Below are 22066 nucleotides of genomic sequence, written 5' to 3'. Positions count from 1 at the left end.
TGTCCGGCTGATCGACCTTTACTGGTTCAAAACAGCCTTGTCCGGATTCGGCGGGAACGCCGGATCGGTCTTCTCGCCGCGCAGCAACTGCTCGGCAAAGATAAGCTGCAGGTCGTCCTTCGGCTCCGGCGGCACATAGGCTGCCGAGCCCGAACCGGTATCGCCCTCATCGGTACCCTTGATGTGGCCCTTGAGGTCCGACTCACCGCGCGTCAGATCCCTTCCCTGCAGTTCCGGCGGCAACGGCTGATCGACCTTGATGTCGGGGGTGATGCCCTTGCCCTGGATCGACTTGCCGGACGGCGTGTAATAGAGCGCCGTCGTCAGGCGCAGCGCGCCGTTCTCGCCGAGCGGGACGATGGTCTGCACCGAACCCTTGCCGAAGGACTGCGTGCCGACCACCGTGGCGCGGCGCAGGTCCTGCAGCGCGCCGGCGACGATTTCGGACGCGCTGGCCGAGCCGCCATTGACGAGCACGACAAGCGGCTTGCCGTCGATGTCGTCGCCGGGCCGGGCGTCGAAGCGGGTGACGTCTTTCGGATCGCGGCCGCGTGTCGAGACGATCTCGCCACGGTCGAGGAAGGCGTCGGACACGCTCACCGCCTGGTCGAGCAGCCCGCCCGGATTGAGCCTGAGATCGAGCACGTAGCCCTTGAGCTTTTCCTTCGGCACCTGCTTCTTGATGGTCTCGATTGCGTTCTCGAGATCGTCATGGGTCTTTTCGGTGAAGGAGGTGATCTTCATGTAACCGACGTCGTTCTCGACCCGGAACTTGACCGCCTTGACCTTGATGATGTCGCGCACCACCGTCAGCTCTATCGGCTTGTCGGCGCCCTGGCGCAGGATGGTCAGCTTGATCGGCGTGTTGACCAGCCCGCGCATCTTCTCGACCGCGTCGTTGAGGCTCAGGCCGCGAACCTCCTCGCCGTCGATCTTGGCAATATAGTCGCCAGCAAGCACACCCGCCTTGGCGGCCGGCGTATCGTCGATCGGCGTGATTACCTTGACCAGATCGTTCTCCATCGTAACCTCGATGCCGAGGCCGCCGAACTCGCCTTTGGTCTGGACGCGCATATCCTGCGCCTCTTCGGCGTTCATGTAGGAGGAGTGCGGGTCGAGCGAGGTAAGCATGCCGTTGATGGCGTTTTCGACCAGCGACTTGTCGTCGGGCGGCGTCACATACTGCGCCCGCACCCGCTCGAAGATGTCACCAAAGATCGCCAGTTGCTTATAGGTTTCGGAGCCCGCAGCGTTCGCCGTAGAGCCGGGCGCGCCATAGACCAGGCTCATCGCGGATGCGCCCATCAGCGCACCGGCAAACAGAAGCGACAGTTTCCGCATCATCTCACGTCCTTCCAGAGAAACGGTCCGCCCACCATGGGGTCGGATCGACGGGTTTTCCATCCTTGCGGAACTCAACATAGAGCTCCGGCGTGGCATTTCCATTCTTCGATGCCGAGGTGCTCGCCACCCGGGCCTCTCCCATCGCGCCGACCGGCTCTCCTGCGAGCACTGACTGGCCAGACGCGACGCTGATTCTGCTCATCCCCGCCAGAACGACATGATAGCCGTCACCCGCGTTCAGGATCAAGAGTTGACCATAGGAGCGAAAAGGTCCCGCATAAAGCACATTTCCGTCTGCTGGCGCGGTGACGATGGCTCCCGATTGTGTCGCAACCATGTCACCGAACATCACTGCGCCGTTACTGTCGCTGGCCCCGAACCGCCGCTTGATCTTGCCGATTACAGGCAGTGCGATCTGCCCCTGGAGCGCCGAAAACGGCGCGGCGGCGGTGAGCCGGTTGGCTTCCGGGACCGGCAGGGCCGCCAGTTCCGTCTGTGGCGGGGTATCCTGTGCCGGGACCTTGTCGGCGTCTGCGGCCTTCTGCTCGGCAGCCTTCGCCGCTTTCGCCGCCTGGCGGGCCTTGTCGGCCTCGAGCGAGGCGATCAGTTCCTTCAAGCTGCCGGCCTTTGCCGCCAGAGCTGCGGACCGCTGCTTTTCAGCGTCCAGCGCTGTCTCTGTCTCGGCCTCGAGCTTCTGCTTGGCTTCGAGCAGCATGCCGAGCCGCTTCTTTTCCGCCGCCTGCTCGCCAACCGCAGCCGTCAACCGCCCCCGCTCCGCCTCGATCGAAGCCGTCACCCGCGACTGCTCCTTGAGATCCGCCAGCAATATCTCGGTTTGCTGGCGCAGTTCCGGCACCACGGCGCCGAGCAGGATGGCACTGCGCACCGACGACAGAGCGTCCTCCGGCTTGACCAGGATGGCTGGCGGCGGATTGAGCCCCATGCGCTGCAGCGCGGCCAGCACCTCGGCCAGAACGTCGCGTCTCGCGGCCAGCGACGCGCGGATTTTCTGCTCCTCGCCCTTCAGCCCTTCTAGCTTAGCGCCGATGTCCTCGATGTCCTGGCCGAGCTTCTGCTCGGTCATCGCCGACTGGATCAGCGCAGCGGTAATCGAGGCATGATCCTTCTTGACGGTCGCCATGTCGGCGGCGAGCTTTGCCAGCCGCTCGGACGACAGCGTGATCTCCTTCGACACGCGTTCGTATTCGGCCCGGCTCTGGTCCGGATCGGGCGCCATGTCGAGCCTGTCCTGCGCCAGCACGGCACCGAGCGACAGCGCGAGCGCCGCCGCTGCCAAGCCGCAGCGCACGCGCCAAAAGCCCGTTCGCGATTTCCAACCTTCAGACATTGAAGCCCGACTCTATGTGTGGCTTCGTTAACGAACCATCAACCATGTTCGAGAGCCCCGCCGACCGCAAACAGCCTCGTGACGCATTGAGGCGAAAATCCGGGCGGCTCACGCCGATCCACCGGTTTCGGATTGGAAACTGCAAAACTCACGAGCGATGATAGGGATGGCCGGACAGGATCGTGGCCGTCCGGTAAAGCTGTTCGCCCAACATGACACGGACCAGCTGGTGCGGCCATGTCAGCGCGCCGAACGACACCATCAGATCGGACTGATCGCGCAGCGACTGGTCGTGACCGTCGGCACCGCCGATAGCAATTACAAGTGCCCTGCGGCCGCCGTCGCGCAACAGTCCGATGCGGCCGGCGAAATCCTCGGAGGAAAAGTTCTTGCCGCGTTCGTCCAGCAGCATCAGCGCAGTACCAGTCTGCAACTGCGTCTGCAGTTTCTGGCCTTCCTCGCGCCGGCGCTCATTGGCGGTCTGGGCGCGGCCCTCCGGAATCTCGACAACACCCGAAAATTCGAGCCCCACAGCCTGCCCGCTCTTGGCGAAGCGCTCGAAATATCGGTCGGCGAGCTGCTTCTCGGGGCCGGCTTTCATCCGGCCCACGGCATGAACGGTAATTTTCATCCCTGCCTCGAAGAGCCGCTAATGCATGTCACCAAAAGTGGTCACCGGTTTTGGGAAACGACATGCATCAACCAAATGCGACTCAGTGGAGGGTCTCCCCCTCGAGGTCCGGCGCCTGCCACATCTTTTCGAGATTGTAGAAGTCGCGGACTTCAGGACGGAAGACATGGACGATGATATCGCCCGAATCGATCAGGACCCAGTCGGCGCCGGCCAGTCCCTCGACGCGCGCCGTGCCAAGACCGGCATCCTTGAGCGCCTTGAGGAGATGATCGGCAACAGCCGAGACATGACGGTGCGATCGGCCGGACGCGATGACCATATAGTCACCGAGGCTCGATTTTCCCTGAATGTCGATTGAGACGATGTTTTCGGCCTTGGAGTCTTCCAGACTGACAAGGACTGTTTTGATGGCGCGGGACACGGCGTCGTTTACGCTGATCCCGGCCGGCGAAGGCACAATGTCGGCCTTCTTCCGAAGTGCTGTTCTCAGTGTATTTCCTTTCGCAGCAAGAACAACCAAATCACCCTTCAAAGCAGGTGACACCCCTTAGATAGGCAGAGTTAGGTTGCAGTTTCAAGACGGCAACCGCACGGTGGCCAGCGAAGTGTCGTTTCTTGCGGTTCCGCAGTTGAAGAAAAAACGGAACTCTTGCCGCCGTGCCGGGGTTATCGGCGCATTGACCAATCGGATCCCCCCGCCATGCCGATCGATCCCCAGGACGCCGTTGTCTCCGTGCAGGCCGGGCTTGCACAGCTCAGTACGCTAATCGTCTCCTACTCATTCTCCGCCATTGGCGCCGTCATCCTGCTGGTCCTCGGCTATATCGTCGCCGGCCTCGCCCAACGCTCGATCTATGCCGGTCTCGGCCATATTCATGGCTTCGACGCGACGCTGCGCCACTTCTTCTCGAGGATCACCCGCTACGCCATACTGATCCTCGTCGTTATCATGGTGCTCGGCCAGTTCGGCGTCCAGACGGCCTCGATCATTGCCGCCATCGGCGCCATCGGCTTGGCCATCGGCCTGGCGCTGCAAGGCACGCTGCAGAACATTGCCGCCGGCATTATGCTGCTGGCGCTACGGCCATTCCGCATCGGCGAATATGTCGAGGTTGGCGTCATTTCCGGGACGATCGAGGAAATAGGACTGTTCGCCACGCAGCTGCGGACAGTCGAAGGCGTCTACATCCTCGCGCCCAATTCGACGCTGTGGAACCTGCCAGTCCGCAACTATACGCGCAACGGCGTCCGCCGTGGCGACATCACGCTCACCATCGGTTCCTGGAACGATATCGATCTGGCGCAGAAGACCATGCTTGGCGTCGCCGCCATCGAACGACGTGTCAGGCGAGAGCCAGCGCCGATTGCCTTTGTGGCGACCGTCGGCGACAGCAATGTCGCCATCACCTTGCGCTACTGGACCTCAGCCGCGGATTTCTTCGCCACCCAGATCGATCTCACCAAACGCGCCAAGCAGGCGTTCGACAGCGAAGGCATTTCTATACCGGCGCCGCCACCGGAAGCGCCACGGCAAGAGCCCTCCGCCACAAGGCAATAGCCGGGACGGACGCGGCGCCACACCAGGCCGCGCGGCCACCAGCGTCCTTCGGCAGCGGGGCCGATGGTTGGATTCCTTCGCCCAGTCCAGGATTTCTCACTATCTTGCGGCATGGCGCCGAGCCGCGCTTCGCCCCATGCACAAAAATTATCGTGCATGTCACACCAGCGGATCCTGGCTCGTCATGATGTCGAAACCAACAGAAGGAAGCCAATCATGACTGCCAAACTTGATCTCTTCACCGCCGCCCCTTCCCTGATGAAGGAATGGCAACGCGCGGCCTTCGCCATTTCCTCCAGCCTCGAGCCCAGCCTGAGCGAGCTGGTGAAGATTCGCGCCTCTCAGATCAACGGCTGCGCCAATTGCCTCAATATGCATACCGTGTTTGCACGCGAAAACGGCGAGACCGAGCAGCGCATCAACTTGCTGCCGGCCTGGCGCGAGGCGCCTTGCTATACCGACCGTGAACGCGCCGCACTCGGCTGGACCGACGCGCTGACGCGGATGTCCGAAGGTCATACGCACGAAGATGCCTATGACGCCCTGAAGACGGAGTTTACGGAGGAGGAGCAGGTCAAGCTCACCTTGATGATCAATGTCACCAACGGCTACAATCGCCTTGCCGTTGGCTTCAGTGCCTGGACCGATCCGGCGGCTGTAAGGTCCGCCGCCAAGGCAGCCGCCGCCTGATGATGATGAACGCCGAGTCCAAGCATGCGGCAGCGAATTTCGAGCCGCTGCGTCCAAAGCTTATGCGCGTCGCCTACCGCATGCTTGGCTCCGTGGCCGACGCCGAAGACATGGTACAGGAGGCCTTCATCCGCTGGATGAGGGCCGACCGCACAGAGGTGCGCGAGCCCGAGGCGTTCTTGCGCCGCACGGTCATGCGTCTCTGTCTGGACCAGCTCAAATCGGCACGACGCCAGCGCGAGACCTATATTGGACCCTGGCTTCCCGATCCCGTCGTCGAAGACGAAGAAGCAGAAGACGTCACCTTGCCACTGATGCTCGCGCTGGAGCGTCTTTCTCCGCTCGAGCGCGCGGCCTTTCTGCTGCATGATGTGTTCGGTCTGGGATTTGAGGAGGTTGCAGCCGCTATCCAGCGCGATCCTGCGGCCTGTCGCCAGCTCGCTTCCCGTGCGCGCAGCCATGTGCGCGAGGCGCGCCCTCGCTTCCAGATGGAAAAACAACGCGGTCTTGAGCTCGCTGAAGCCTTCTACACCGCCTCGCGCAGCGGCGACTTGAAGGCGCTTGGTGCGATGCTGAAGGCCGATGTCAGCTCCCATGCCGATGGCGGCGGCAAGCGTCCGGCAGCGACCGAGCCGGCCCTCGGGTTCGACGCCGTTATGAAGCAATACGGGCAAGTGGCGGCCTGGTTGCGTGAGAATGGCTCGACACTCGTCCGTGTTGGTTTCGTCAACGGACTGCCAGGCTTCATCACGCTGGAAGCCGATGGCGAACTCCAGACGACAGCACTCGAAATCGAGGGCGGAAAGATCGCGGCAATCTATGTCGTGCGCAATCCCGACAAGCTCAGGCATCTGCACTGATGCCCGGGCTTGTGCCCGCAGGCTCTAATCGCCGGAGCGACCGCGCTGTTCCTCCGGCGCGAAGGCCAGCTCCACCGGCAGCGGCGCCTGCGCGCTCATCGGCGCGAAATTGCCGGTCTCGGCCGCTGGAACGGCCACCGTCGTCATCACGCGCCACAGCACGAACAGGCAGAAGGCAGCGGCAATGAGAATAGCCACAAAGATGAAGGCCTGCGTTCCATAGACAGCGGAAAGCCCGGTCACGATGGCGGGCACGACGAAGCCCGCCAGCGACCATGCAAACAGAAGCGAACTGGACAGCGCCACCATGTCATCCTTGCCGGCGCGGTCGGCGGCATGCGCGCTGGCCAGCGAATAGATCGATTCCGAGGCACCGTCCCAGACTATGTAGATGACGACAAGCGCCGCCAGCGCACCGCTGTCGAAGCCGAGAGCAAATAGGCCCGCCGCCAGGGCCAGCGCCGAGGCTGCAATCAGCACATAGCGCCGGTCGGTGCGATCGGAAATCCAGCCAAGCGGGATCTGCAGGATCAGCGTGCCGACCGGCATCGCCGACAAAAGCAGCGCCACATCCGCCTGGCTGTAACCCTTGGTCGTGGCATGGATCGGCGCGAACCCCGAAATGGTCATCGACAGGCCGCCGACCGCGAGCATGCCGGCAACGCCAACCGGCGAAATCCGCCACGCCCGGACAATTGCCACCGACGCCGCATGCGGAGCCGGCGGCTGGGCGAGGCGCGTCAGTCCAACCGGAAGGATCGAAAGCGCCGTGAACGCAATGCCGATCAAAGGCGCGTCCGCCGCCCTTATGTCGATCAGTGCCAGCGTGGCATAGCCGATGCCGAGCCCGGCGACATAGGCGACATAGAACACCGCCATGACCCTGCCGCGAATGGCGTTGGCGACGGCATCGTTTAGCCAGCTCTGCGCGACGATGAACAGGCCGCATATGGCAAAGCCGTAGAGCGCGCGTGCCGCGATCCACGACAGCGGGTGCGGCCCGGCCCCGACGGCGGCATTCGACAACACGATCAACGCCGACAGCACCATGAATGCGCGCGCATGGCCGACGCGCCGTACCAGCGGACCGGTCAGGATGCAGCCCGCCAGGCCGCCGGCCGAAAGGCCGGTGACGATCAGCCCGGCCCAGGTCGGATCGAAGCCGTCGGCGCCGAGCCGGACTGGGATATAGGCGAACATCAGTCCGTTGCCGACCGCCACCAGTGCCATCGACAGGACGACGCTGGCAATGGCGATCACCGGGGCTGGTGGGTTGCCCTGGGCCGGATCGGGTCTGGTCTGGTTTTGCTCGATAATCGTCATGCCCGCACAGGATCACCTACCCGACGGCGAAAGGCCGCCGCAAAAGCGACATCAGTGAGCTTCCCCTATCCCCTTGTTGCGGGAGAAGGGAGACTCCTATCTCTTCGCCATCTTGCGGATCGCAGTCGACGATAGCGACGAGCGCGGGCCGTGGATGAAGGTCCAGGCCGGCGCCTTCATGCGGGCGAGCCGCGGCGCGTCGCCCTCGTCGACACGTGCGTAATCGAAGGTCTTGGCGACGACCGACGACAGGAACGACAGCGTCGCGCCAGGCCGGTCGATCACCGCGATCGGAAACGTCATCACGATCTGGCGCCAGCGCTGCCAGTGGTGAAAGTCGCGCAGACTGTCGGCGCCCATGATCCAGACGAAGTCGACGCCCGGGTTGCGGGCCTTGACCAGGGCCAGCGTGTCGGCGGTGAAGCGGACGTGATGGGTCGCCTCGAAGGCGGTGACCTTGACCTTCGGGTTCCGGGCGATCTGCTCCGACAAGTGCAGCCGTTCAGTCAGCGGCGCCAGCTCCCGCGCGCTCTTGAGCGGATTGCCCGGCGTCACCATCCACCACAACTGGTCGAGCGCCAGGCGCCTGAGCGCAATCTCGGCGACCAGCGCATGGCCGGCATGCGGCGGATTGAACGAACCGCCGAACAGGCCGACAGCCAGGCCTTTTTCGGCATGCGGCATTTTGAGATAGCGGGAGGGAACGAGTTCCTTACCCTCCCCCTTGTGGGGAGGGTCGATCCGCGAAGCGGAGCGGGGTGGGGGTGCTGCAGTGTTCAGCGTCGTACCCTCGCCCGGCTCGCAATGCTCGCCACCCTCCCCACAAGGGGGAGGGTAAGATCAGTGCTCAAGGCCGCACCTGTCCCGACCCGCGCACGCGGTACTTGAACGACGTCAACTGCTCGACGCCGACCGGACCGCGCGCGTGCATCTTGCCGGTGGCAATGCCGATCTCGGCGCCCATGCCGAACTCGCCGCCATCGGCGAATTGCGTCGAGGCGTTGTGCAGAAGGATCGCCGAATCGATCTCGCTGAAGAAACATTCGACTGCTTGCGCATCCTCCGCAATGATTGCCTCGGTGTGGTGCGAGGAATACGTCTCGACATGCTCGATCGCGCCCGCAACGCCATCGACCAGCTTCACCGCTATGATCGCGTCGAGATATTCGGTGATCCAGTCGGCATCGGTTGCCGGACTGGCGTCGAAGAATAGCTTCAGCACTTCGGCGTCGGCATGGATCTCACATCCGGCCGCGCGCAACGCGTCGAGGATCGGCACCAGATGGGTGGAAGCGACGGCACGGTCGATCAAAAGCGTTTCGGCCGCACCGCAGACACCGGTGCGCCGCATCTTCGCATTGACGGCGATCTTGACCGCCATGTCGAGATCGGCCGAACGATCGACATAGAGATGGCAGATGCCTTCGAGATGGGCAAAGACCGGCACCCGAGCTTCGTTCTGCACACGCTCGACCAGGCTGCGACCACCGCGCGGAATGATCACGTCGAGATTGCCGCCGAGGCCTTTCAGCATTTCGCCGACGGCGGTGCGGTCGGTGGTTGGCACCAGCTGGATGGCATCCTGCGGCAGACCGGCCGCCTTCAGCCCTTCGATCAGGCAGGCATGGATCGCGGCGGAGGAATTGAGCGAATCCGAACCACCGCGCAGGATCACCGGATTGCCGGCCTTGAGGCAGAGCGCGCCGGCATCTGCGGTCACGTTCGGCCGGCTCTCATAGATGACACCGACGACGCCGAGCGGCGTGCGCACGCGCTCGATATTCAAGCCGTTCGGGCGATCCCATGCGGCGATGACGTCGCCGACCGGATCGCTGAGTTCGGCGATCTCGCGGATGCCGTCGGCCATGGCGTGGATGCGCGCGGGATCAAGCTTCAACCGGTCCATGGACGAGGCGGAAAGGCCCGACTCGCGGCCGTTCGAGATATCGATGGCATTGGCGTCGAGAATATCCTGCTCGCGGCGGATAATCGCCTCCGCCATGGCGGCAAGTGCGACGTTCTTGGCGGCGGTCGTGGCGATGGCCAGCGGTCGGGCAGCAGCGCGGGCACGACGGCCGATATCGGCCATCAGCGCGGCAGTGTCGTCCCGGGATTTTTCATGCAGCTTCAGCATGGCTCATCCTCCGCTATGTACCTGGTCACCGATTACCTGGTCACCGGTCCCTACTTGGTCACCGGAATGGCTCACCACAAGGTCGTCGCGGTGGATCATTGCCGATCGCGCTTCGTAGCCAAGCACGGTTTCGATTTCGGCCGTCTTCAGGCCAGCGATCCTTACGGCATCGGCGGCATCGTAGGCAACCAGTCCGCGCGCGATCTCGCGACCTTCGGACGACAGGATCGCCACCGTGTCGCCGCGCGAGAAATTGCCGCTGACCAGCTTGACGCCCGCCGGCAGCAGCGACTTGCCCGACAACAATGCACCGATGGCGCCGGCGTCAACAGTCAGCCGGCCAGCCGGTTCGAGCTGCCCGGCGATCCACGTCTTGTAGCCTTTGACCGGATTGGCGCTCGGCCGGAAGAAAGTCGCCCGCTCGCCGCGCTCAATCGCCATTAGCGGCGATAACCGTGTGCCTGATGTGATGATCATGGCAGTGCCGGCGGCGGTGGCGATTTTGCCGGCGTCGAGTTTTGTCCGCATGCCGCCGCGCGACAATTCGGACGCCGCCGCACCGGCCATTGCCTCGATATCAGGGGTGATGCGGTCGACGACCGGAATGAACTTTGCGCTGGGGTCTTTGGCCGGCGGCGCCGTATACAGCCCGTCAATGTCGGAGAGCAGCACCAGGAGGTCGGCGCCCATCATCGTCGCCACCCGCGCGGCCAGTCGGTCATTGTCGCCATAGCGGATTTCGGAGGTCGCCACCGTGTCGTTCTCGTTGATGACCGGCACCGCCTTCATCTTGAGCAGCGTCGAGATCGTCGCCCGCGCATTGAGATAGCGGCGGCGCTCTTCGGTGTCGCCGAGCGTCAGCAGGATCTGGCCCGATCTCAGGCCGCCCTTGCCGAGCGCATCCGACCAGGCGCCGGCCAGCGCGATCTGCCCGACCGCGGCCGCAGCCTGGCTCTCCTCGAGCTTCAGCGCCCGCTTGCCGAGGCCGAGAATGGTGCGGCCCAGCGCAATCGCGCCGGACGACACGACGAGGATTTCGGCGCCGCCTTCAGCCAGCACGGCGATGTCTTGGGCAAGCGAAGCCAGCCAGTCGCGCTTCAGGCCCGTCGTGCGGTCGACAAGCAGCGCCGAGCCGATCTTGACGGTAATGCGCCGGTATTTTCTCAGCGACTGCGCGGCCATGGCTATCTGTTCCAGCGCGTCTCGACCGGCGTGGCGGCAGCTTCGCGGGCCTCGGCCACAACCGCCATCAGCGCGCGCAGAACCGCTTCGACCCCTTCGCCGGTGACCGCGGACAAAAGCATTGGCGCGCGGCCGGCGGCGCGTTTCAGCGAAGCGACTTTCTTCTTGCGTGCGTCGGCGTCGAGCGTGTCGACCTGGGAAAGTGCGACGATCTCGACCTTCTCGATCAGGCCATGGCCATAGGCGTCGAGTTCGGTGCGCACGGTCTTGTAGGCCTTCCCCGGATTTTCTTCCTGCGCGGAGACCAGGTGCAGAAGGACGCGCGTGCGTTCGACATGTCCGAGGAAACGGTCGCCGATGCCGACGCCTTCATGGGCGCCTTCGATCAAGCCCGGAACGTCGGCGATGACGAACTCGCGCCCGTCGATGCGGGCCACACCCAGGCCCGGATGCAGCGTGGTGAAGGGATAATCGGCGATCTTCGGTTTGGCCGCGGTCACAGCGGCCAGAAAAGTCGACTTGCCGGCATTGGGCAGCCCGACCAGACCGGCGTCGGCGATCAGCTTGAGCCTGAGCCAGATGTTGAGCTCTTCGCCCGGCAGCCCGGGGTTGGCGCGGCGCGGCGCCTGGTTGGTCGAGGTCTTGAAATGCTGGTTGCCGAAGCCGCCATTGCCGCCCTTGGCCAGCAGGAAGCGCTGGCCGACGACGGTCAGGTCGCAGATCAGCGTCTCATTGTCCTCGGCAAAGACCTGCGTTCCCGCCGGCACTTTCAGCGTAACGTCGGCGCCCTTGGCGCCGGTCATGTTACGACCCATGCCGTGCGTGCCGGTCTTGGCCTTAAAATGCTGCTGGTAGCGATAGTCGATCAGCGTGTTCAGCCCATCGACCGCCTCCACCCAGACATCGCCGCCGCGGCCGCCGTCGCCGCCATCGGGACCGCCGAACTCGATGAATTTTTCGCGCCGGAACGACACCGAACCGGCACCGCCGTCGCCGGAGCGGATGTAGACCTTGGCTTGATCGAGAAATTTCATCGGATTGCTGAGTTTCTGCTAGTGGCCTTGCGGCATTGCTCTAAACCTTTGGCACTGCTCTAAACCAAGGCGGGGCGAAGGGCGAGGGCTGTTTATGAACATGGCCGGAGTCGCAATGAAGCTCGTAACCTACAACATCCACTACGGCGTCGGCCTCGACGGGCGCTATGATGTCGACCGCATTGCCGATGCCGTGCGCGGCGCCGACGTGATCGCGCTGCAGGAGGTCTCGCGCAACAATCCCAACAATGGTGGCCGCGACATGGTGGCCGAGCTCGGCGAGGCGCTGCCCGAATACTTCGCCGTCTACGGCAGCAATTTCGAGGCCAATGTCGGCTCGCGCCTGGAAAACGGCCGCGCCGTCACCACCACCTTCCAACTCGGCAACATGGTGCTGTCGAAAACGCCCGTTCATCTGTCGCGCAATCTCCTCTTGCCGCGCAGCCGCAGCTTCGAAGTGATGAATTTCCAGCGCGGCGCGCTGGAGGCGCTGATCGAGACGCCGCTTGGCTTCATCCGCTTCTATTCCACTCATCTCGATCATCGCAGCCCGGTCGAACGCTTGAGCCAGCTCCGGTTTCTGCGCCAGCGCCTGTTGAACTATGCAATCGAAGGCGGCGCGCTGTCCGGCGTCGCCGAGGTGGGCCTGCCGGACCTTCCTTGTCCCGAAGCCTTCGTCGTCATGGGCGACTTCAACATGCTGGCCGGATCGCCGGAATATGTCGAACTCGCCGGCCACCCGGATCACGAATTCGGCATGCCGGTGACTGCCGATCTTGCCGTCGATGCAGCCGCGCGCCTTGCCGCTACGGGCGCCGATCTCATCACCTGGGTCGACCCCAAGCGGCCTGACGACATCAGCCGCCACAAGCGCATCGACTACGTCTTCACCAGCGCCTCGCTCGCCAAATCGCTGAAGCGCCTGTGGGTCGACCGGCAAGCGGTCGGCTCGGACCACCTGCCGGTCTGGGTCGAGATGGTCTGACCAGCGTCCATCAGAAATGCACCCAGTTCCGGAGGCTGGTCCAGGTCTTGCGGTCGAGACGGTAGCGCTCGACCGGCACCTGGCCGGCGACGATCGAGTTCAGCATGCCCTGGCCGGCATATTGGAAGCCGCATTTGTGGATGACCCGGCGCGAGGCCGGATTGATGACCCGCGTCGAGGCATGCAGCACCTGGATCGACGTCTTCTGGAAGGCGAGGTCGACCAGCGCGTGTGCTGCCTCTGTCGCATAGCCGCGCTTCCAGTAGGGCTCGCCGATCCAGTAGCCGAGCTCCAGCCCGCGATCGGTGGTGTTGAGCCCGGCGCAGCCGACGAAGGTTTCTGTACCGGCCAGCGTCAAGGCATAGGCAATCCCGGCCCGGCGCGATGCCGTCATTGCGAGGAAGGCGCGTGCCTCGGCCTCGCCATAGGGGTGCGGCATGCGGGCCAGCATTTCGGCGACATGGCGGTTGTCGGCGAGCACCACCAATTGCTCGATATCGCTTTCGCGCGGCGCCCGCAGGACCAGGCGCTCGGTCATCACGACCGGGCAATCTATCGCGTAACTTTCACCGTCTGTGTCTTCCGCTTCGGCAACCATGTCAGTCCTCCAGGCACAAGAAAAAGGGGAGATGGAAACCCATCTCCCCTGATCCATTTCCTGGCTTGGCCAGACACCGGTTCCCGAGATGGGTGCCGGTGTTCTCGTACGGAACCGGCTACTCCGCGGCCTTCGTCATCGGGTTCACCGATACGTAGGTTCGGCCATTGGCTTTTTTGTTGAAGGTGACTGCGCCAGCTTCGAGCGCAAACAGCGTGTGATCCGTGCCAATGCCGACATTGACGCCGGGATGCCACGTCGTGCCACGCTGACGAATAATGATGTTGCCCGGAATCACGGCTTCGCCACCGAACTTCTTCACGCCGAGCCGCTTGGAATGGGAGTCGCGACCATTGCGCGACGAACCGCCAGCTTTCTTGTGTGCCATCTAACTAACTCCGATGCGCCGCAAGGGCGCTTAAAAGGTCTTATGAACGCGTTCGCGTTCCGTTTCAAGTCCGATCCGGCGACGATTGCCGGCTCGCTTTACTTCTTCGCCAATTCCTTGGCCTGCTCGCGCCAGTCCGTGATCTGGTCGGCGCTGAACGGCATATGTTCGTCGATCTTGGCGACATCCTTGTCGGACAGCTTGGCGATCTGGGCAAAGGTCGTGATGCCCTGCTCGTTCAGCTGGCCGGCCGCAACCGGGCCGATGCCCTTGATCACGGTCAGGTCGTCCGGTTCGCCCTTCGGCGCCTTGAACAGCGGAGCGGCGGTTTCGGTTGCCTTGGCCTCGGTTTCCTTCGGCGCAGCCTCTGCCTTGGCTTCCTTCTTCGGAGCAGCCTTTGCCTCGGTCTTGGCCGCGGCCTTCTTCGTCGGCTTGGCACCATCCAGCAGGATCTCGGCGATCCGCACGGTGGTCAAAAGCTGGCGATGGCCGATCTTGCGGCGCGAATTCTGCCGGCGGCGCTTCTTGAAGGCGATGACGGTGCGATTCTTGCCCTGTTCGACGACTTCGGCGGTGACCAAGGCGCCGTCGACGAACGGTGCGCCGAACGTCACATTCTCGCCCTCGCCATGCGCGAGCACGTGGCCGATCTCGACGATATCGCCGACCTGGCCTTCGACTTTTTCGATCTTCAAGAGATCGTTGGCGGCGACGCGATACTGCTTGCCGCCCGTTTTGATGACTGCGAACATTTTTTGCCTTTCGCTGTTCGGTCGGCCTTGATGAACCGCTTCAGGCGGTTCGGCCGTCTTTTTGTCAGTCTGCGGGTTCAAAAAACAAGCGGCGCGGAAGAACCCTCCACGCCGATTGCGCGCTGTCCCTAACCGAAGGTTGAGCGCAAGTCAAGACAAGCGGCCAGCTCGCGGGCCACGAACCCATTCAAGCCAAGCGGCGACACCACGGAGCGGCACGGCAAGTCCGACAAGAAGCCGGATCGTCGGGCAGATTGGCCCTTGTAACCTGTCCGCCCAGCCGTTATCTAGTGCGCCGCGCCGGCAACGGCGGACCATGACCGCGGAGAGGTGGCAGAGTGGTCGAATGCACCGCACTCGAAATGCGGCATGGGTGCAAGCCCATCGGGGGTTCGAATCCCTCCCTCTCCGCCATTCTCATATTCCACTAACAATTTTAGAATTTCGGCAGCCTTCCCGCTTTCTTCCCCATTTGGCAGGTCGAGGCGTCAGCCCCAATCGCACGATTGCTCCCTGATAAGGGTCGGCACGCCGACGTGGTGATGAACGCGTCGAGACGCGCTTCACAGGCGCTCGTCACCGTCAGCTGCGAGGAGTGAAGAGCGGCTCTCTACATCGATGAACCAAGCACTGGCCGTCGCGCGTCGGCACAAACGCTACCGCTGGGATTTCCGACCAGTCGCACGCGTTGCTGTACTGGCGGCTGATATAGAGAGCATAGGTGTTCGGGCCGGTGGTCAGCACCGCCGAGCCGTGGCTCTGGATCAGCGCCTGCGTCTGTTGACAAGTCATGGTGCGGGTGTCCGGCCGGGCCTGGGCGAGGGCTGTGAAGGCAAACGTGACCGCTGCCGAGGTCAACGCAATCCGGCGAATAGGCATGACGAGACTCCCACGATGAGCCAATCGGTTGATAAACTCGCATGTCGAAGGGCGGCTGTGCAATGGTTGGCTTTGCGATCGACGGGCAGGCGGGCATGACCTGCACAAAAAAAGCAAGACCATGCGGTATCTGAGGCAGCAGATCCGGCGGCGGCGCCGGCCTTCGCGGTAGCGGATGGTTTCGAACAGCTCGTTCTTGCGGCCGTCAGGTCAGAACGCGCGGCAAGCAACGCTCTGGCATCAGTGACCCCGCGATGCGATTCGCCGAGAAAAGCCGCGCATTCGCTCACGATAGTCTCGGCGACATTACCGGCACAGGGTGGATCGTAGATTGGCGAGCCGATACTAGCGGCCGACAGCACCTCTAATCGGGGTCAGTATGGCTTAAGATCGCGGTTCTATGCCGCCTTCCGCCGCAATTGGCTCACGCTCAGCCACACCGCCGAAACCAGGAAGTAGAGGGCGCCCACTGCGGCATAGCCGGCCACGTTGGTGATGGATGGCGGCATCGGCATCCGCGCCTGCACGATGAAAAACGTGCCTGCCAGCGCTGATTGCCCGCCGCTCAGGATCATAGCCCACTGCGCGCCATAGCTCTGCCAACGGCGGATTGCGGTGCCGAGTTGAAGCAGGCCGGACAGGATTGCCCATACGCCGAACACCCCGAGCACCCAATTCATGCTCAGCTCCAGCGCGGAAACGACCGCGAGCGTCGTCGCCACACTGACCACGACGTTGATGGTCTGCGTGCGGTTCTGTCCCAATCCTCCGCTGCGCGAGGCGTCGACAAAATTGGCAAGGGCATCCCAGGCAGGATAGGCCACGAGCAAAACCGCCGCGATCACCCAGGAATTCTGCCCCACTATAAAGGCAGCCGCCACCCAGACGGCCGAGAACGCTGTCCGGGCGAAGTAATAGAGCTTGAGCCATTGTTCCTGGCTGGCGCGGGAAAGATCGCCACTGTAAACCGTCATTGGATTGTCCTTTCGACTAGTAGGTAGGGATTGTAGGCGAGCGTGCCGAGCGATCACGGCTTGGCTAGCCGAGTGCTCGGACCGTATCTGGAGGCAAGCGCGGGGCGAACCGCTCCAAGAGCGGGCCTGTCACGGCGCCGAATATCTTCGGATCGCCATAGGCCCGCGCCGAAAGCATCGCGCCGTGGACCGTCGCCATGAACGCTTCAGCCTCGGCACGAGGGGTACTCATCAGTTGGAGTTGGCCGTGCCGCGCACCGCGCTCCAGCACGGATGTCAGCCATGCAGACAGGGAGCGGAAATGCGCCCGAACCTCAAGGCCAACCTCCTCGGGCACAACGGGCAGCTGGCTTGCCAATAGGGCACAGACACAAAACGGAGCGGTGGCGTCCGCGATGCAGGCTTCCCAATAGCCAGCGTAGAGCCGAAGCTGTTCGAGCGGATCGGATACCTGAAGTTCCAGATTCGCCATCCCCGCATCAGCTTCTTCCCGATACCGCGCAACCAGCGTTCGGACCAGATCGACCTTGCTTGGGAAATGGTGATGGATGCTCGCCTTACGAATCCCGACCACATCAGCGATGTCGGCATAACTGAAACCGTTGTAGCCGCCCGCGACGATCAGAGAACGCGCGCAAGCCAGGATGTCGTCAGAGGTGGTAGATAAGTTACTCATGTCTCTACCTACCTTCTGATAGGAAGGTTGTCAAGTTCCCGTGCAACGCGAGCAGCTATGGCGTAGGCATAGTTGCCATTTTCATTGCACTCGGCTCGAGATTCCGCGATTCCACGCTATTCTGCGAGATAGCAATCACCGCCGATAGCCGAGCGAGCTTCTGCACGGCTTAGACGGACACGACTCGTCTCCGACATTCTTGGTTGCCGACTTCAATGCCGAATAGGGCAAGCTCGCGATCTGAGGAGCAACCATCATGAGCATAACGGGCGACGCCCGTTTCTGGGACCGGAGTTCGCGGAAGTACGCCATGGGCGCGATTGCCGATCAGGCCGGCTATGAGCGCACGCTGGACCGGATCCGCGCCCTGTTGGGACCAGGCGACAGGGTGTTGGAGCTGGGCTGCGGAACAGGAACAACAGCGCTTCGGCTTGCGGGCGATGTTCAAGACTATCTTGCAACGGATATTTCCGCTGGAATGATCGCGATCGCCAATGAGAAACATGCTGCCGGCCCCATCCCGAACCTTGTCTTCCGCATGGCGACCGTGGAACAGCTTACGCCTGACGCGGCACAGTTTAACGCGGTTCTGGGATTCAACTATCTCCATCTGGTCCGCGACCTGCCTGGCACCCTGCGCCGCATCCACGCCTTGCTTGCAGCGGAGGGCTTGTTCATCTCCAAGACACCCTGCGTCGGCGATATGAACCCACTCATCCGGCTTGCCTTGTTGCCCGCGATGCGCGCGATCGGCAAAGCACCCCATGCAGGTGTCTTTCGGGCGGCAGACCTGAGCCAGCATATATCTGCCGCGGGCTTCGACGTGCTTGCCACCGAAAACCACGCAACGGAGGGCAACGACAACCGCCCCTACATCGTGGCGCGCAAGAGGACGTGAACGGCCGCCGCTGCAGTGTATCGGTCAGGGCTGCAGTATTGCCGCGGGCTTCCAGTCGCCACCGATCTGGCGCGTGAAGTGCCGCCGCTGCCAAAGCTGCCGCCACGGCGCATGAACGCGAATTCCGCTCGGCGTAGCGCAAGCCCGTGGCGGTTCTGGTAACTTCTAGCTCGTTCCCTGTTATTCCTTCCCGCTGCGGCGGCTCCTCGACGGTATGCTGTCCAGCGGGCATGACTTGCACAGAGGCAGCGAGGCTATGCGGTATCTGAGGCAGCAGATCCGGCGGCGGCGCCGGCCTTCGCGGTAGCGGATGGGTTCGAACAATTCGTTCCTGCGGCCGTCAGGCCAGAGACGCGCGGCAAGCAACGCTCTGGCATCGGTGACGCCGGGATGCGCTTCGCCGAGAAAAGCCGCGCATTCGCTGACGACGGTTTCCGCGACATTACCGGCATTGCTCCACAACGTCTTGGCTGGCAGGCCGCTGGCGCGCGAAACCGCGGCGATCAGAGGCGCCAGATGATCTTCGACGAGCGGCGAAAATCTCTGCACGCCTGAGACGGGCAGGCGCGCGCCTTCGCCGGGCAAGCGAATGGCCAATGTCCTTCTGTCCGGCGAAAGCACGATGCCGATGCGATCGATGGCGGTCGGCAGCAGCCAATCGGCGGCGATGTTGGCAATGAGGACGGGAGGCAGCAACTGCGAGAAATGCCACTTCGACCATTGCGTCGCCACGGCCTGCTCATCCGGCTCGGCATAGTTCGCTGCGAAGGCGTCAAGCACTTGCCGCAGTCTGTCTCCATCCAGGAATGCGGCTCCCGGCACATGAGGCCGGGGGTCGTCCTCCAGCACCAGCGACTCAGCAATTGCGGCAAGCTTGCCGGGAAAGAACGCGGCCAATGCCGGGATCATCGCCGTGCAAGCAGCGCCGCATAAAACGCCCCTCCAATGACAGTCGACACCAGGCCGGCCGGCACCTGCCACGGAAAGGCGACCGTCCTGCCGATCCAGTCCGCGAGCACCATCAGCGCCGCGCCGATGAGGGCGGCGGCGTAGGCCTGCGCGACCGGTTTCCTGAACCCGCTGAGCCTGGCGAGATGCGGCCCCATCAGGCCAACGAAACTTAGCGGTCCCGCCAGCACGGTGGCCGCACCGGTCAAGACCGCCGCTACCAGAAGCAGCAGGATCCGGCTTTGCCATTCCGGCACGCCGAGCCCAGCGCTGGCAGCACGGCCGAGCGGTAGAATGGCGAGCCAGCGCGATACGAACGGCACAATGGCAAGTGCCGCGAGGGCTGGAAGGCAGGCGAAGGCCGCCTGGCCCGGCGTTACGGCATAGGTCGAACCCGATAGCCAGACGAGCACGTTGAGAATGCGGGGATCGCCAAGGGCGGTGAGATAGGTCAGCATCGAGGCGACGATCGAGCCGAGCGCCACACCGGTCAAAAGAAGATGCTCGGATGAAAAGGTCGAGCGACGGCTGAGCCACAGCACTGTCATCAGCATGGCGAAGGCGCCGCAGGAAGCGAAAAGCGCCATTGAGACGCGATCCATCGGCGGCAGCAGGAACGCTGCGAGGATCAGGAAAATCCCGGCACCGGAGGAAACGCCGAGCAGCTCGGGGCTGGCCAGCGCATTTCCGGTGATCTTCTGAATCAGCAGGCCGGCGAGCGCCAGCATGAGCCCCGCCATCGCAGCCGCGGCAACGCGCGGCAGCCGCCACGGCATGAGATCGGCAAAATCCCCACCGAAAGCGATGTGCCAGCCCTCAGGGGTTCGGCCGACGAAAAGCGCGACGGCAATCACCAGAAGTAAGGCAAAGCCAAGCAGAATTTTCGACCGATCGGTGACGGCCATGGGAAAAGCCTGGGCTGTAGGCCCGCTCGGTGCCGGCCCCTCGGCGGCCGGGCTTATCTGGCGCATCAGCCAGATGAGAAGCGGGGCGCCGAAAATGGCCGTGATCGCACCCGCCGGCACTTCCACGCCACCGGTCATCAAGACGAGCGCCTGGTCGGTAACCGCAAGCAGGCCGGCGCCGATCAGCGGCGCGGTCAGCAGCCTTTCACCGAACAGCCGCGCCCCAGCATGACGCGCGATCGTCGGTGCGGCAAGGCCGACGAACCCGATGAGGCCGACCGCCGCCGCAATCATGGCGCTGAGCACCACGGCAATGCCAAGCCCCAGCAGACGGGTGGAGAGCAGCGGCACGCCAAGGCTGCGCGCGCCCGCCTCATCGAGGTCGAGCAGCGCGAGCCGCCGCGAAAGCAATGCAGCCGCCGCCAGCGCCACGGCCAGCCGAGGCAGCAGGCCAAGCGTGGTGCTCCAGCTGTTCTGCACCAGCGACCCCGCCTCCCACACATAGAGATCGTTGACCGCATCGAAATGGGTCATCATCAGCATCGATCCGAAAGAGCCGAGGCTCAGGGAAACGACCAGGCCGGATAAAATGAGCGACAGCGGCGAAAACCCGCGCCGCGCCGACAGAGCGAATACGAGGAGTATCGCAGCGGTAGCACCGATGAGGGCGGCGAAATCCCAGCCCAGGACAAGAAGCTGCGGCGCCCAGAGCGTGGCTACGACCAGACTGCATTTAGCGCCGGCAAAGACGCCCAAAGTGCTGGGCTCGGCCAGCGGATTGCGCAGCACCTGCTGGAAAAGCGTGCCCGCGAGACCAAGCCCCGCCCCGCAGCAAAGCGCCACCGCAAAACGCGGCAGCAGAACGTCGCGCGCCATCAATTGGCGAAGATTGCCCTCCTCCGGCGTCAGCAACACTCTGCCCCAGGCATTGAACGGCAGCAGCGCATGCAGGTTGGCGGCAAGAAACAGCGTTGCCGCCAGGATGATGACCGCACCCAACAGCGGCGCACGGTTGACCCCGGACAAGGGCTGGACAAGCACCGCGTCAGCCATTGGCGTTCCTCTCTTGCGGGAGGATCTCGGCAAGCTGCCGCGCCATGCGGATGGCGCTGAAGACGCCGCCGCTCGGATAGATCACCGGCATGGCGGTGACGCGCCCTTGGCGCACCGCCGGCAGCGCATTCCACAGCGAGCTCTGCGCGAGGTTGCGCATGGCTTCGATCGTCTCGGCGCCACGGTCGAAATGGACGATCCGCGCTTCGGGATCGGCGGCCAGTTGCTCGATACCGGCGGAAACCACGCCGGAAGCGTTCACCCTGCCTTGCCAGGCATTTTTCAGACCGAGTTGCAAAAGGACGTCGCCGATCAGGCCATTGCCGCCGAACACCGCCACATTGCGGCCGTTGGCGGCAAAGCGGCAGACATAGAGCGCTCTTCCCGAGCGCGACACCAACGCCTGCTTCGCCTGCGCCAGGGTTTCCTCGGCTCGCTCCGCCCACAATGCTGCCTCAGTCGTCCGATCCGTGACCGAACCGACTTCGCGCAGCAGGTTGATCATATGGGCGACCGCCGGCGTCTCCCCGGCGGAACTCTGCAGCGGGAGCAGCGGAGCTATTGCCGAGAGCCGTTGCAGCACCGGCTGCTGCCATGATGCGAGCAGGATAAGCTCCGGCCGCAATATCTGCAGGAACTCCGCATTGGGCTCAGTCAGCGGCCCGAGATCGTCGACCCCTTCCGGCAAAGCGGGTTCTGCCACCAGCCTGATGTAAAGGGCACGGTTGGCGATCGCCAGCGGCGTTACGCCCAGCGTCAGCAAAAGCTCGGTGGGCAGCAAGTCCAGGCAAACCACCCGCCGCGTGGACGCCGCAAGCGCCTTGCGCTGGCCGGACAAGATGAAAGGGGCGGTGAGTGCCGCCCCGATCAGAGCCCGCCGGTGAAGGAGACCTCGCCGCACGG

The 22066-nt window shown here is 63.5% G+C and carries 23 protein-coding genes and 1 tRNA gene; 6 read left to right on the top strand and 18 right to left on the bottom strand.

The genetic code is table 11. The annotated features are described in order from the left end of the window. Nucleotides 1-18: 18 nt before the first annotated feature. From ABID19_RS20025 to rsfS, 4 genes are all read right to left on the bottom strand, one after another. A complete protein-coding gene (locus ABID19_RS20025) occupies nt 19-1344 on the bottom strand; it encodes a S41 family peptidase (protein WP_354492681.1) in 1326 nt (441 codons plus the stop codon). 1 nt (nt 1345) lies between these two features. Then, a complete protein-coding gene (locus tag ABID19_RS20020) occupies nt 1346-2692 on the bottom strand; it encodes a murein hydrolase activator EnvC family protein (RefSeq protein ID WP_354492679.1) in 1347 nt (448 codons plus the stop codon). Between the two features lie 148 nt (nt 2693-2840). Further along, on the bottom strand, nt 2841-3323 hold the full coding sequence (gene rlmH, locus ABID19_RS20015; protein WP_354492678.1) for a 23S rRNA (pseudouridine(1915)-N(3))-methyltransferase RlmH: 483 nt from the start codon (nt 3321-3323) through the stop codon (nt 2841-2843). Nucleotides 3324-3405: 82 nt separating this feature from the next. Next, nucleotides 3406-3783 carry a ribosome silencing factor gene (gene rsfS, locus ABID19_RS20010; protein WP_354492677.1) on the bottom strand — a complete coding sequence of 126 codons (378 nt, stop codon included), beginning with the start codon at nt 3781-3783 and terminating at the stop codon, nt 3406-3408. Nucleotides 3784-4026: 243 nt separating this feature from the next. Between rsfS and ABID19_RS20005 the strand changes: the two genes are divergently transcribed. From ABID19_RS20005 to ABID19_RS19995, 3 genes are all read left to right on the top strand, one after another. Beyond that, nucleotides 4027-4884 (top strand): mechanosensitive ion channel family protein, encoded by an 858-nt coding sequence (locus tag ABID19_RS20005; protein WP_354492675.1) that lies wholly within the window; start codon nt 4027-4029, stop codon nt 4882-4884. Nucleotides 4885-5100: 216 nt separating this feature from the next. Then, a complete protein-coding gene (locus ABID19_RS20000) occupies nt 5101-5574 on the top strand; it encodes a carboxymuconolactone decarboxylase family protein (RefSeq protein WP_354493006.1) in 474 nt (157 codons plus the stop codon). A 2-nt stretch (nt 5575-5576) separates the two neighbouring features. Beyond that, the gene (locus ABID19_RS19995; RefSeq protein WP_354493005.1) at nt 5577-6434 is read left to right on the top strand and encodes a sigma-70 family RNA polymerase sigma factor; all 858 of its coding nucleotides are present in this window, start codon (nt 5577-5579) and stop codon (nt 6432-6434) included. Nucleotides 6435-6458: 24 nt separating this feature from the next. On the opposite strand, the gene ABID19_RS19990 is transcribed toward ABID19_RS19995, so the two are convergent. The 5 genes from ABID19_RS19990 to obgE all read right to left on the bottom strand — a co-directional run bounded on the left by ABID19_RS19990 (nt 6459) and on the right by obgE (nt 12107). Then, complete coding sequence (locus ABID19_RS19990; protein WP_354492673.1) at nt 6459-7757, bottom strand: MFS transporter; 1299 nt, start codon at nt 7755-7757, stop codon at nt 6459-6461. A gap of 96 nt (nt 7758-7853) precedes the next feature. Beyond that, a complete protein-coding gene (locus ABID19_RS19985) occupies nt 7854-8441 on the bottom strand; it encodes a nicotinate-nucleotide adenylyltransferase (protein ID WP_354492672.1) in 588 nt (195 codons plus the stop codon). A 163-nt stretch (nt 8442-8604) separates the two neighbouring features. Next, the gene (locus ABID19_RS19980) at nt 8605-9891 is read right to left on the bottom strand and encodes a glutamate-5-semialdehyde dehydrogenase (RefSeq protein ID WP_354492670.1); all 1287 of its coding nucleotides are present in this window, start codon (nt 9889-9891) and stop codon (nt 8605-8607) included. 3 nt (nt 9892-9894) lie between these two features. Next, nucleotides 9895-11073 carry a glutamate 5-kinase gene (gene proB / locus ABID19_RS19975; RefSeq protein ID WP_354492668.1) on the bottom strand — a complete coding sequence of 393 codons (1179 nt, stop codon included), beginning with the start codon at nt 11071-11073 and terminating at the stop codon, nt 9895-9897. A 2-nt stretch (nt 11074-11075) separates the two neighbouring features. Then, on the bottom strand, nt 11076-12107 hold the full coding sequence (obgE, locus tag ABID19_RS19970; protein WP_352928330.1) for a GTPase ObgE: 1032 nt from the start codon (nt 12105-12107) through the stop codon (nt 11076-11078). Nucleotides 12108-12222: 115 nt separating this feature from the next. Between obgE and ABID19_RS19965 the strand changes: the two genes are divergently transcribed. Then, nucleotides 12223-13092: an endonuclease/exonuclease/phosphatase family protein gene (locus tag ABID19_RS19965; protein WP_354492667.1), complete on the top strand. Its 870-nt coding sequence runs from the start codon at nt 12223-12225 to the stop codon at nt 13090-13092. A gap of 10 nt (nt 13093-13102) precedes the next feature. Here ABID19_RS19965 and ABID19_RS19960 read toward each other — a convergent pair whose 3' ends face one another. The 3 genes from ABID19_RS19960 to ABID19_RS19950 all read right to left on the bottom strand — a co-directional run bounded on the left by ABID19_RS19960 (nt 13103) and on the right by ABID19_RS19950 (nt 14830). After that, the gene (locus ABID19_RS19960; protein WP_354492666.1) at nt 13103-13690 is read right to left on the bottom strand and encodes a GNAT family N-acetyltransferase; all 588 of its coding nucleotides are present in this window, start codon (nt 13688-13690) and stop codon (nt 13103-13105) included. 118 nt (nt 13691-13808) lie between these two features. Next, nucleotides 13809-14078, bottom strand: a complete 270-nt coding sequence (gene rpmA / locus ABID19_RS19955) for a 50S ribosomal protein L27 (RefSeq protein ID WP_095487526.1) — start codon at nt 14076-14078, stop codon at nt 13809-13811. Between the two features lie 98 nt (nt 14079-14176). Next, nucleotides 14177-14830, bottom strand: a complete 654-nt coding sequence (locus ABID19_RS19950; protein ID WP_354492664.1) for a 50S ribosomal protein L21 — start codon at nt 14828-14830, stop codon at nt 14177-14179. Nucleotides 14831-15154: 324 nt separating this feature from the next. Here ABID19_RS19950 and ABID19_RS19945 point away from each other — a divergent pair. Next, nucleotides 15155-15244, top strand: a tRNA-Ser gene (locus tag ABID19_RS19945). Between the two features lie 168 nt (nt 15245-15412). Here the strand turns inward: ABID19_RS19945 and ABID19_RS19940 are convergent. From ABID19_RS19940 to ABID19_RS19930, 3 genes are all read right to left on the bottom strand, one after another. After that, a complete protein-coding gene (locus ABID19_RS19940; RefSeq protein WP_354492662.1) occupies nt 15413-15709 on the bottom strand; it encodes a hypothetical protein in 297 nt (98 codons plus the stop codon). A gap of 398 nt (nt 15710-16107) precedes the next feature. After that, nucleotides 16108-16683 (bottom strand): DUF308 domain-containing protein, encoded by a 576-nt coding sequence (locus tag ABID19_RS19935; RefSeq protein WP_354492661.1) that lies wholly within the window; start codon nt 16681-16683, stop codon nt 16108-16110. Nucleotides 16684-16747: 64 nt separating this feature from the next. Continuing rightward, nucleotides 16748-17359: a TetR/AcrR family transcriptional regulator gene (locus ABID19_RS19930; protein ID WP_354492660.1), complete on the bottom strand. Its 612-nt coding sequence runs from the start codon at nt 17357-17359 to the stop codon at nt 16748-16750. 256 nt (nt 17360-17615) lie between these two features. Between ABID19_RS19930 and ABID19_RS19925 the strand changes: the two genes are divergently transcribed. Beyond that, entirely contained in the window at nt 17616-18257 is a 642-nt protein-coding gene (locus ABID19_RS19925) for a class I SAM-dependent methyltransferase (RefSeq protein ID WP_354492659.1), read from the top strand. A gap of 180 nt (nt 18258-18437) precedes the next feature. Here ABID19_RS19925 and fhuF read toward each other — a convergent pair whose 3' ends face one another. Genes fhuF through ABID19_RS19910 form a run of 3 tightly spaced genes read right to left on the bottom strand, consistent with a single transcriptional unit; the run spans nt 18438 to nt 22064 of the window. Next, the gene (gene fhuF, locus ABID19_RS19920) at nt 18438-19166 is read right to left on the bottom strand and encodes a siderophore-iron reductase FhuF (protein ID WP_354492657.1); all 729 of its coding nucleotides are present in this window, start codon (nt 19164-19166) and stop codon (nt 18438-18440) included. Next, on the bottom strand, nt 19163-21163 hold the full coding sequence (gene fhuB, locus ABID19_RS19915) for a Fe(3+)-hydroxamate ABC transporter permease FhuB (protein ID WP_354492655.1): 2001 nt from the start codon (nt 21161-21163) through the stop codon (nt 19163-19165). Before fhuB ends, fhuF begins: the two co-directional genes overlap by 4 nt. After that, complete coding sequence (locus tag ABID19_RS19910) at nt 21156-22064, bottom strand: ABC transporter substrate-binding protein (protein WP_354492653.1); 909 nt, start codon at nt 22062-22064, stop codon at nt 21156-21158. The genes fhuB and ABID19_RS19910 overlap by 8 nt, the downstream gene beginning before the upstream one ends. Between the last annotated feature and the right edge of the window lie 2 nt (nt 22065-22066).

The organism is Mesorhizobium robiniae (assembly GCF_040545535.1).
Taxonomy (GTDB): domain Bacteria; phylum Pseudomonadota; class Alphaproteobacteria; order Rhizobiales; family Rhizobiaceae; genus Mesorhizobium; species Mesorhizobium robiniae.
This window is presented reverse-complemented; position numbering and strand designations above follow the sequence as displayed.

Excerpts from the sequence above, each read along its gene's own strand:
- ABID19_RS20025 (WP_354492681.1), bottom strand. The coding sequence starts at position 1,344 with ATGATGCGGAAACTGTCGCTTCTGTTTGCCGGTGCGCTGATGGGCGCA.
- ABID19_RS20020 (WP_354492679.1), bottom strand. The coding sequence starts at position 2,692 with ATGTCTGAAGGTTGGAAATCGCGAACGGGCTTTTGGCGCGTGCGCTGC.
- rlmH (WP_354492678.1), bottom strand. The coding sequence starts at position 3,323 with ATGAAAATTACCGTTCATGCCGTGGGCCGGATGAAAGCCGGCCCCGAG.
- ABID19_RS20005 (WP_354492675.1), top strand. The coding sequence starts at position 4,027 with ATGCCGATCGATCCCCAGGACGCCGTTGTCTCCGTGCAGGCCGGGCTT.
- ABID19_RS20000 (WP_354493006.1), top strand. The coding sequence starts at position 5,101 with ATGACTGCCAAACTTGATCTCTTCACCGCCGCCCCTTCCCTGATGAAG.
- ABID19_RS19995 (WP_354493005.1), top strand. The coding sequence starts at position 5,577 with ATGATGAACGCCGAGTCCAAGCATGCGGCAGCGAATTTCGAGCCGCTG.
- ABID19_RS19990 (WP_354492673.1), bottom strand. The coding sequence starts at position 7,757 with ATGACGATTATCGAGCAAAACCAGACCAGACCCGATCCGGCCCAGGGC.
- ABID19_RS19985 (WP_354492672.1), bottom strand. The coding sequence starts at position 8,441 with ATGCCGCATGCCGAAAAAGGCCTGGCTGTCGGCCTGTTCGGCGGTTCG.
- ABID19_RS19980 (WP_354492670.1), bottom strand. The coding sequence starts at position 9,891 with ATGCTGAAGCTGCATGAAAAATCCCGGGACGACACTGCCGCGCTGATG.
- proB (WP_354492668.1), bottom strand. The coding sequence starts at position 11,073 with ATGGCCGCGCAGTCGCTGAGAAAATACCGGCGCATTACCGTCAAGATC.
- obgE (WP_352928330.1), bottom strand. The coding sequence starts at position 12,107 with ATGAAATTTCTCGATCAAGCCAAGGTCTACATCCGCTCCGGCGACGGC.
- ABID19_RS19965 (WP_354492667.1), top strand. The coding sequence starts at position 12,223 with ATGAAGCTCGTAACCTACAACATCCACTACGGCGTCGGCCTCGACGGG.
- ABID19_RS19960 (WP_354492666.1), bottom strand. The coding sequence starts at position 13,690 with ATGGTTGCCGAAGCGGAAGACACAGACGGTGAAAGTTACGCGATAGAT.
- rpmA (WP_095487526.1), bottom strand. The coding sequence starts at position 14,078 with ATGGCACACAAGAAAGCTGGCGGTTCGTCGCGCAATGGTCGCGACTCC.
- ABID19_RS19950 (WP_354492664.1), bottom strand. The coding sequence starts at position 14,830 with ATGTTCGCAGTCATCAAAACGGGCGGCAAGCAGTATCGCGTCGCCGCC.
- ABID19_RS19940 (WP_354492662.1), bottom strand. The coding sequence starts at position 15,709 with ATGCCTATTCGCCGGATTGCGTTGACCTCGGCAGCGGTCACGTTTGCC.
- ABID19_RS19935 (WP_354492661.1), bottom strand. The coding sequence starts at position 16,683 with ATGACGGTTTACAGTGGCGATCTTTCCCGCGCCAGCCAGGAACAATGG.
- ABID19_RS19930 (WP_354492660.1), bottom strand. The coding sequence starts at position 17,359 with ATGAGTAACTTATCTACCACCTCTGACGACATCCTGGCTTGCGCGCGT.
- ABID19_RS19925 (WP_354492659.1), top strand. The coding sequence starts at position 17,616 with ATGAGCATAACGGGCGACGCCCGTTTCTGGGACCGGAGTTCGCGGAAG.
- fhuF (WP_354492657.1), bottom strand. The coding sequence starts at position 19,166 with ATGATCCCGGCATTGGCCGCGTTCTTTCCCGGCAAGCTTGCCGCAATT.
- fhuB (WP_354492655.1), bottom strand. The coding sequence starts at position 21,163 with ATGGCTGACGCGGTGCTTGTCCAGCCCTTGTCCGGGGTCAACCGTGCG.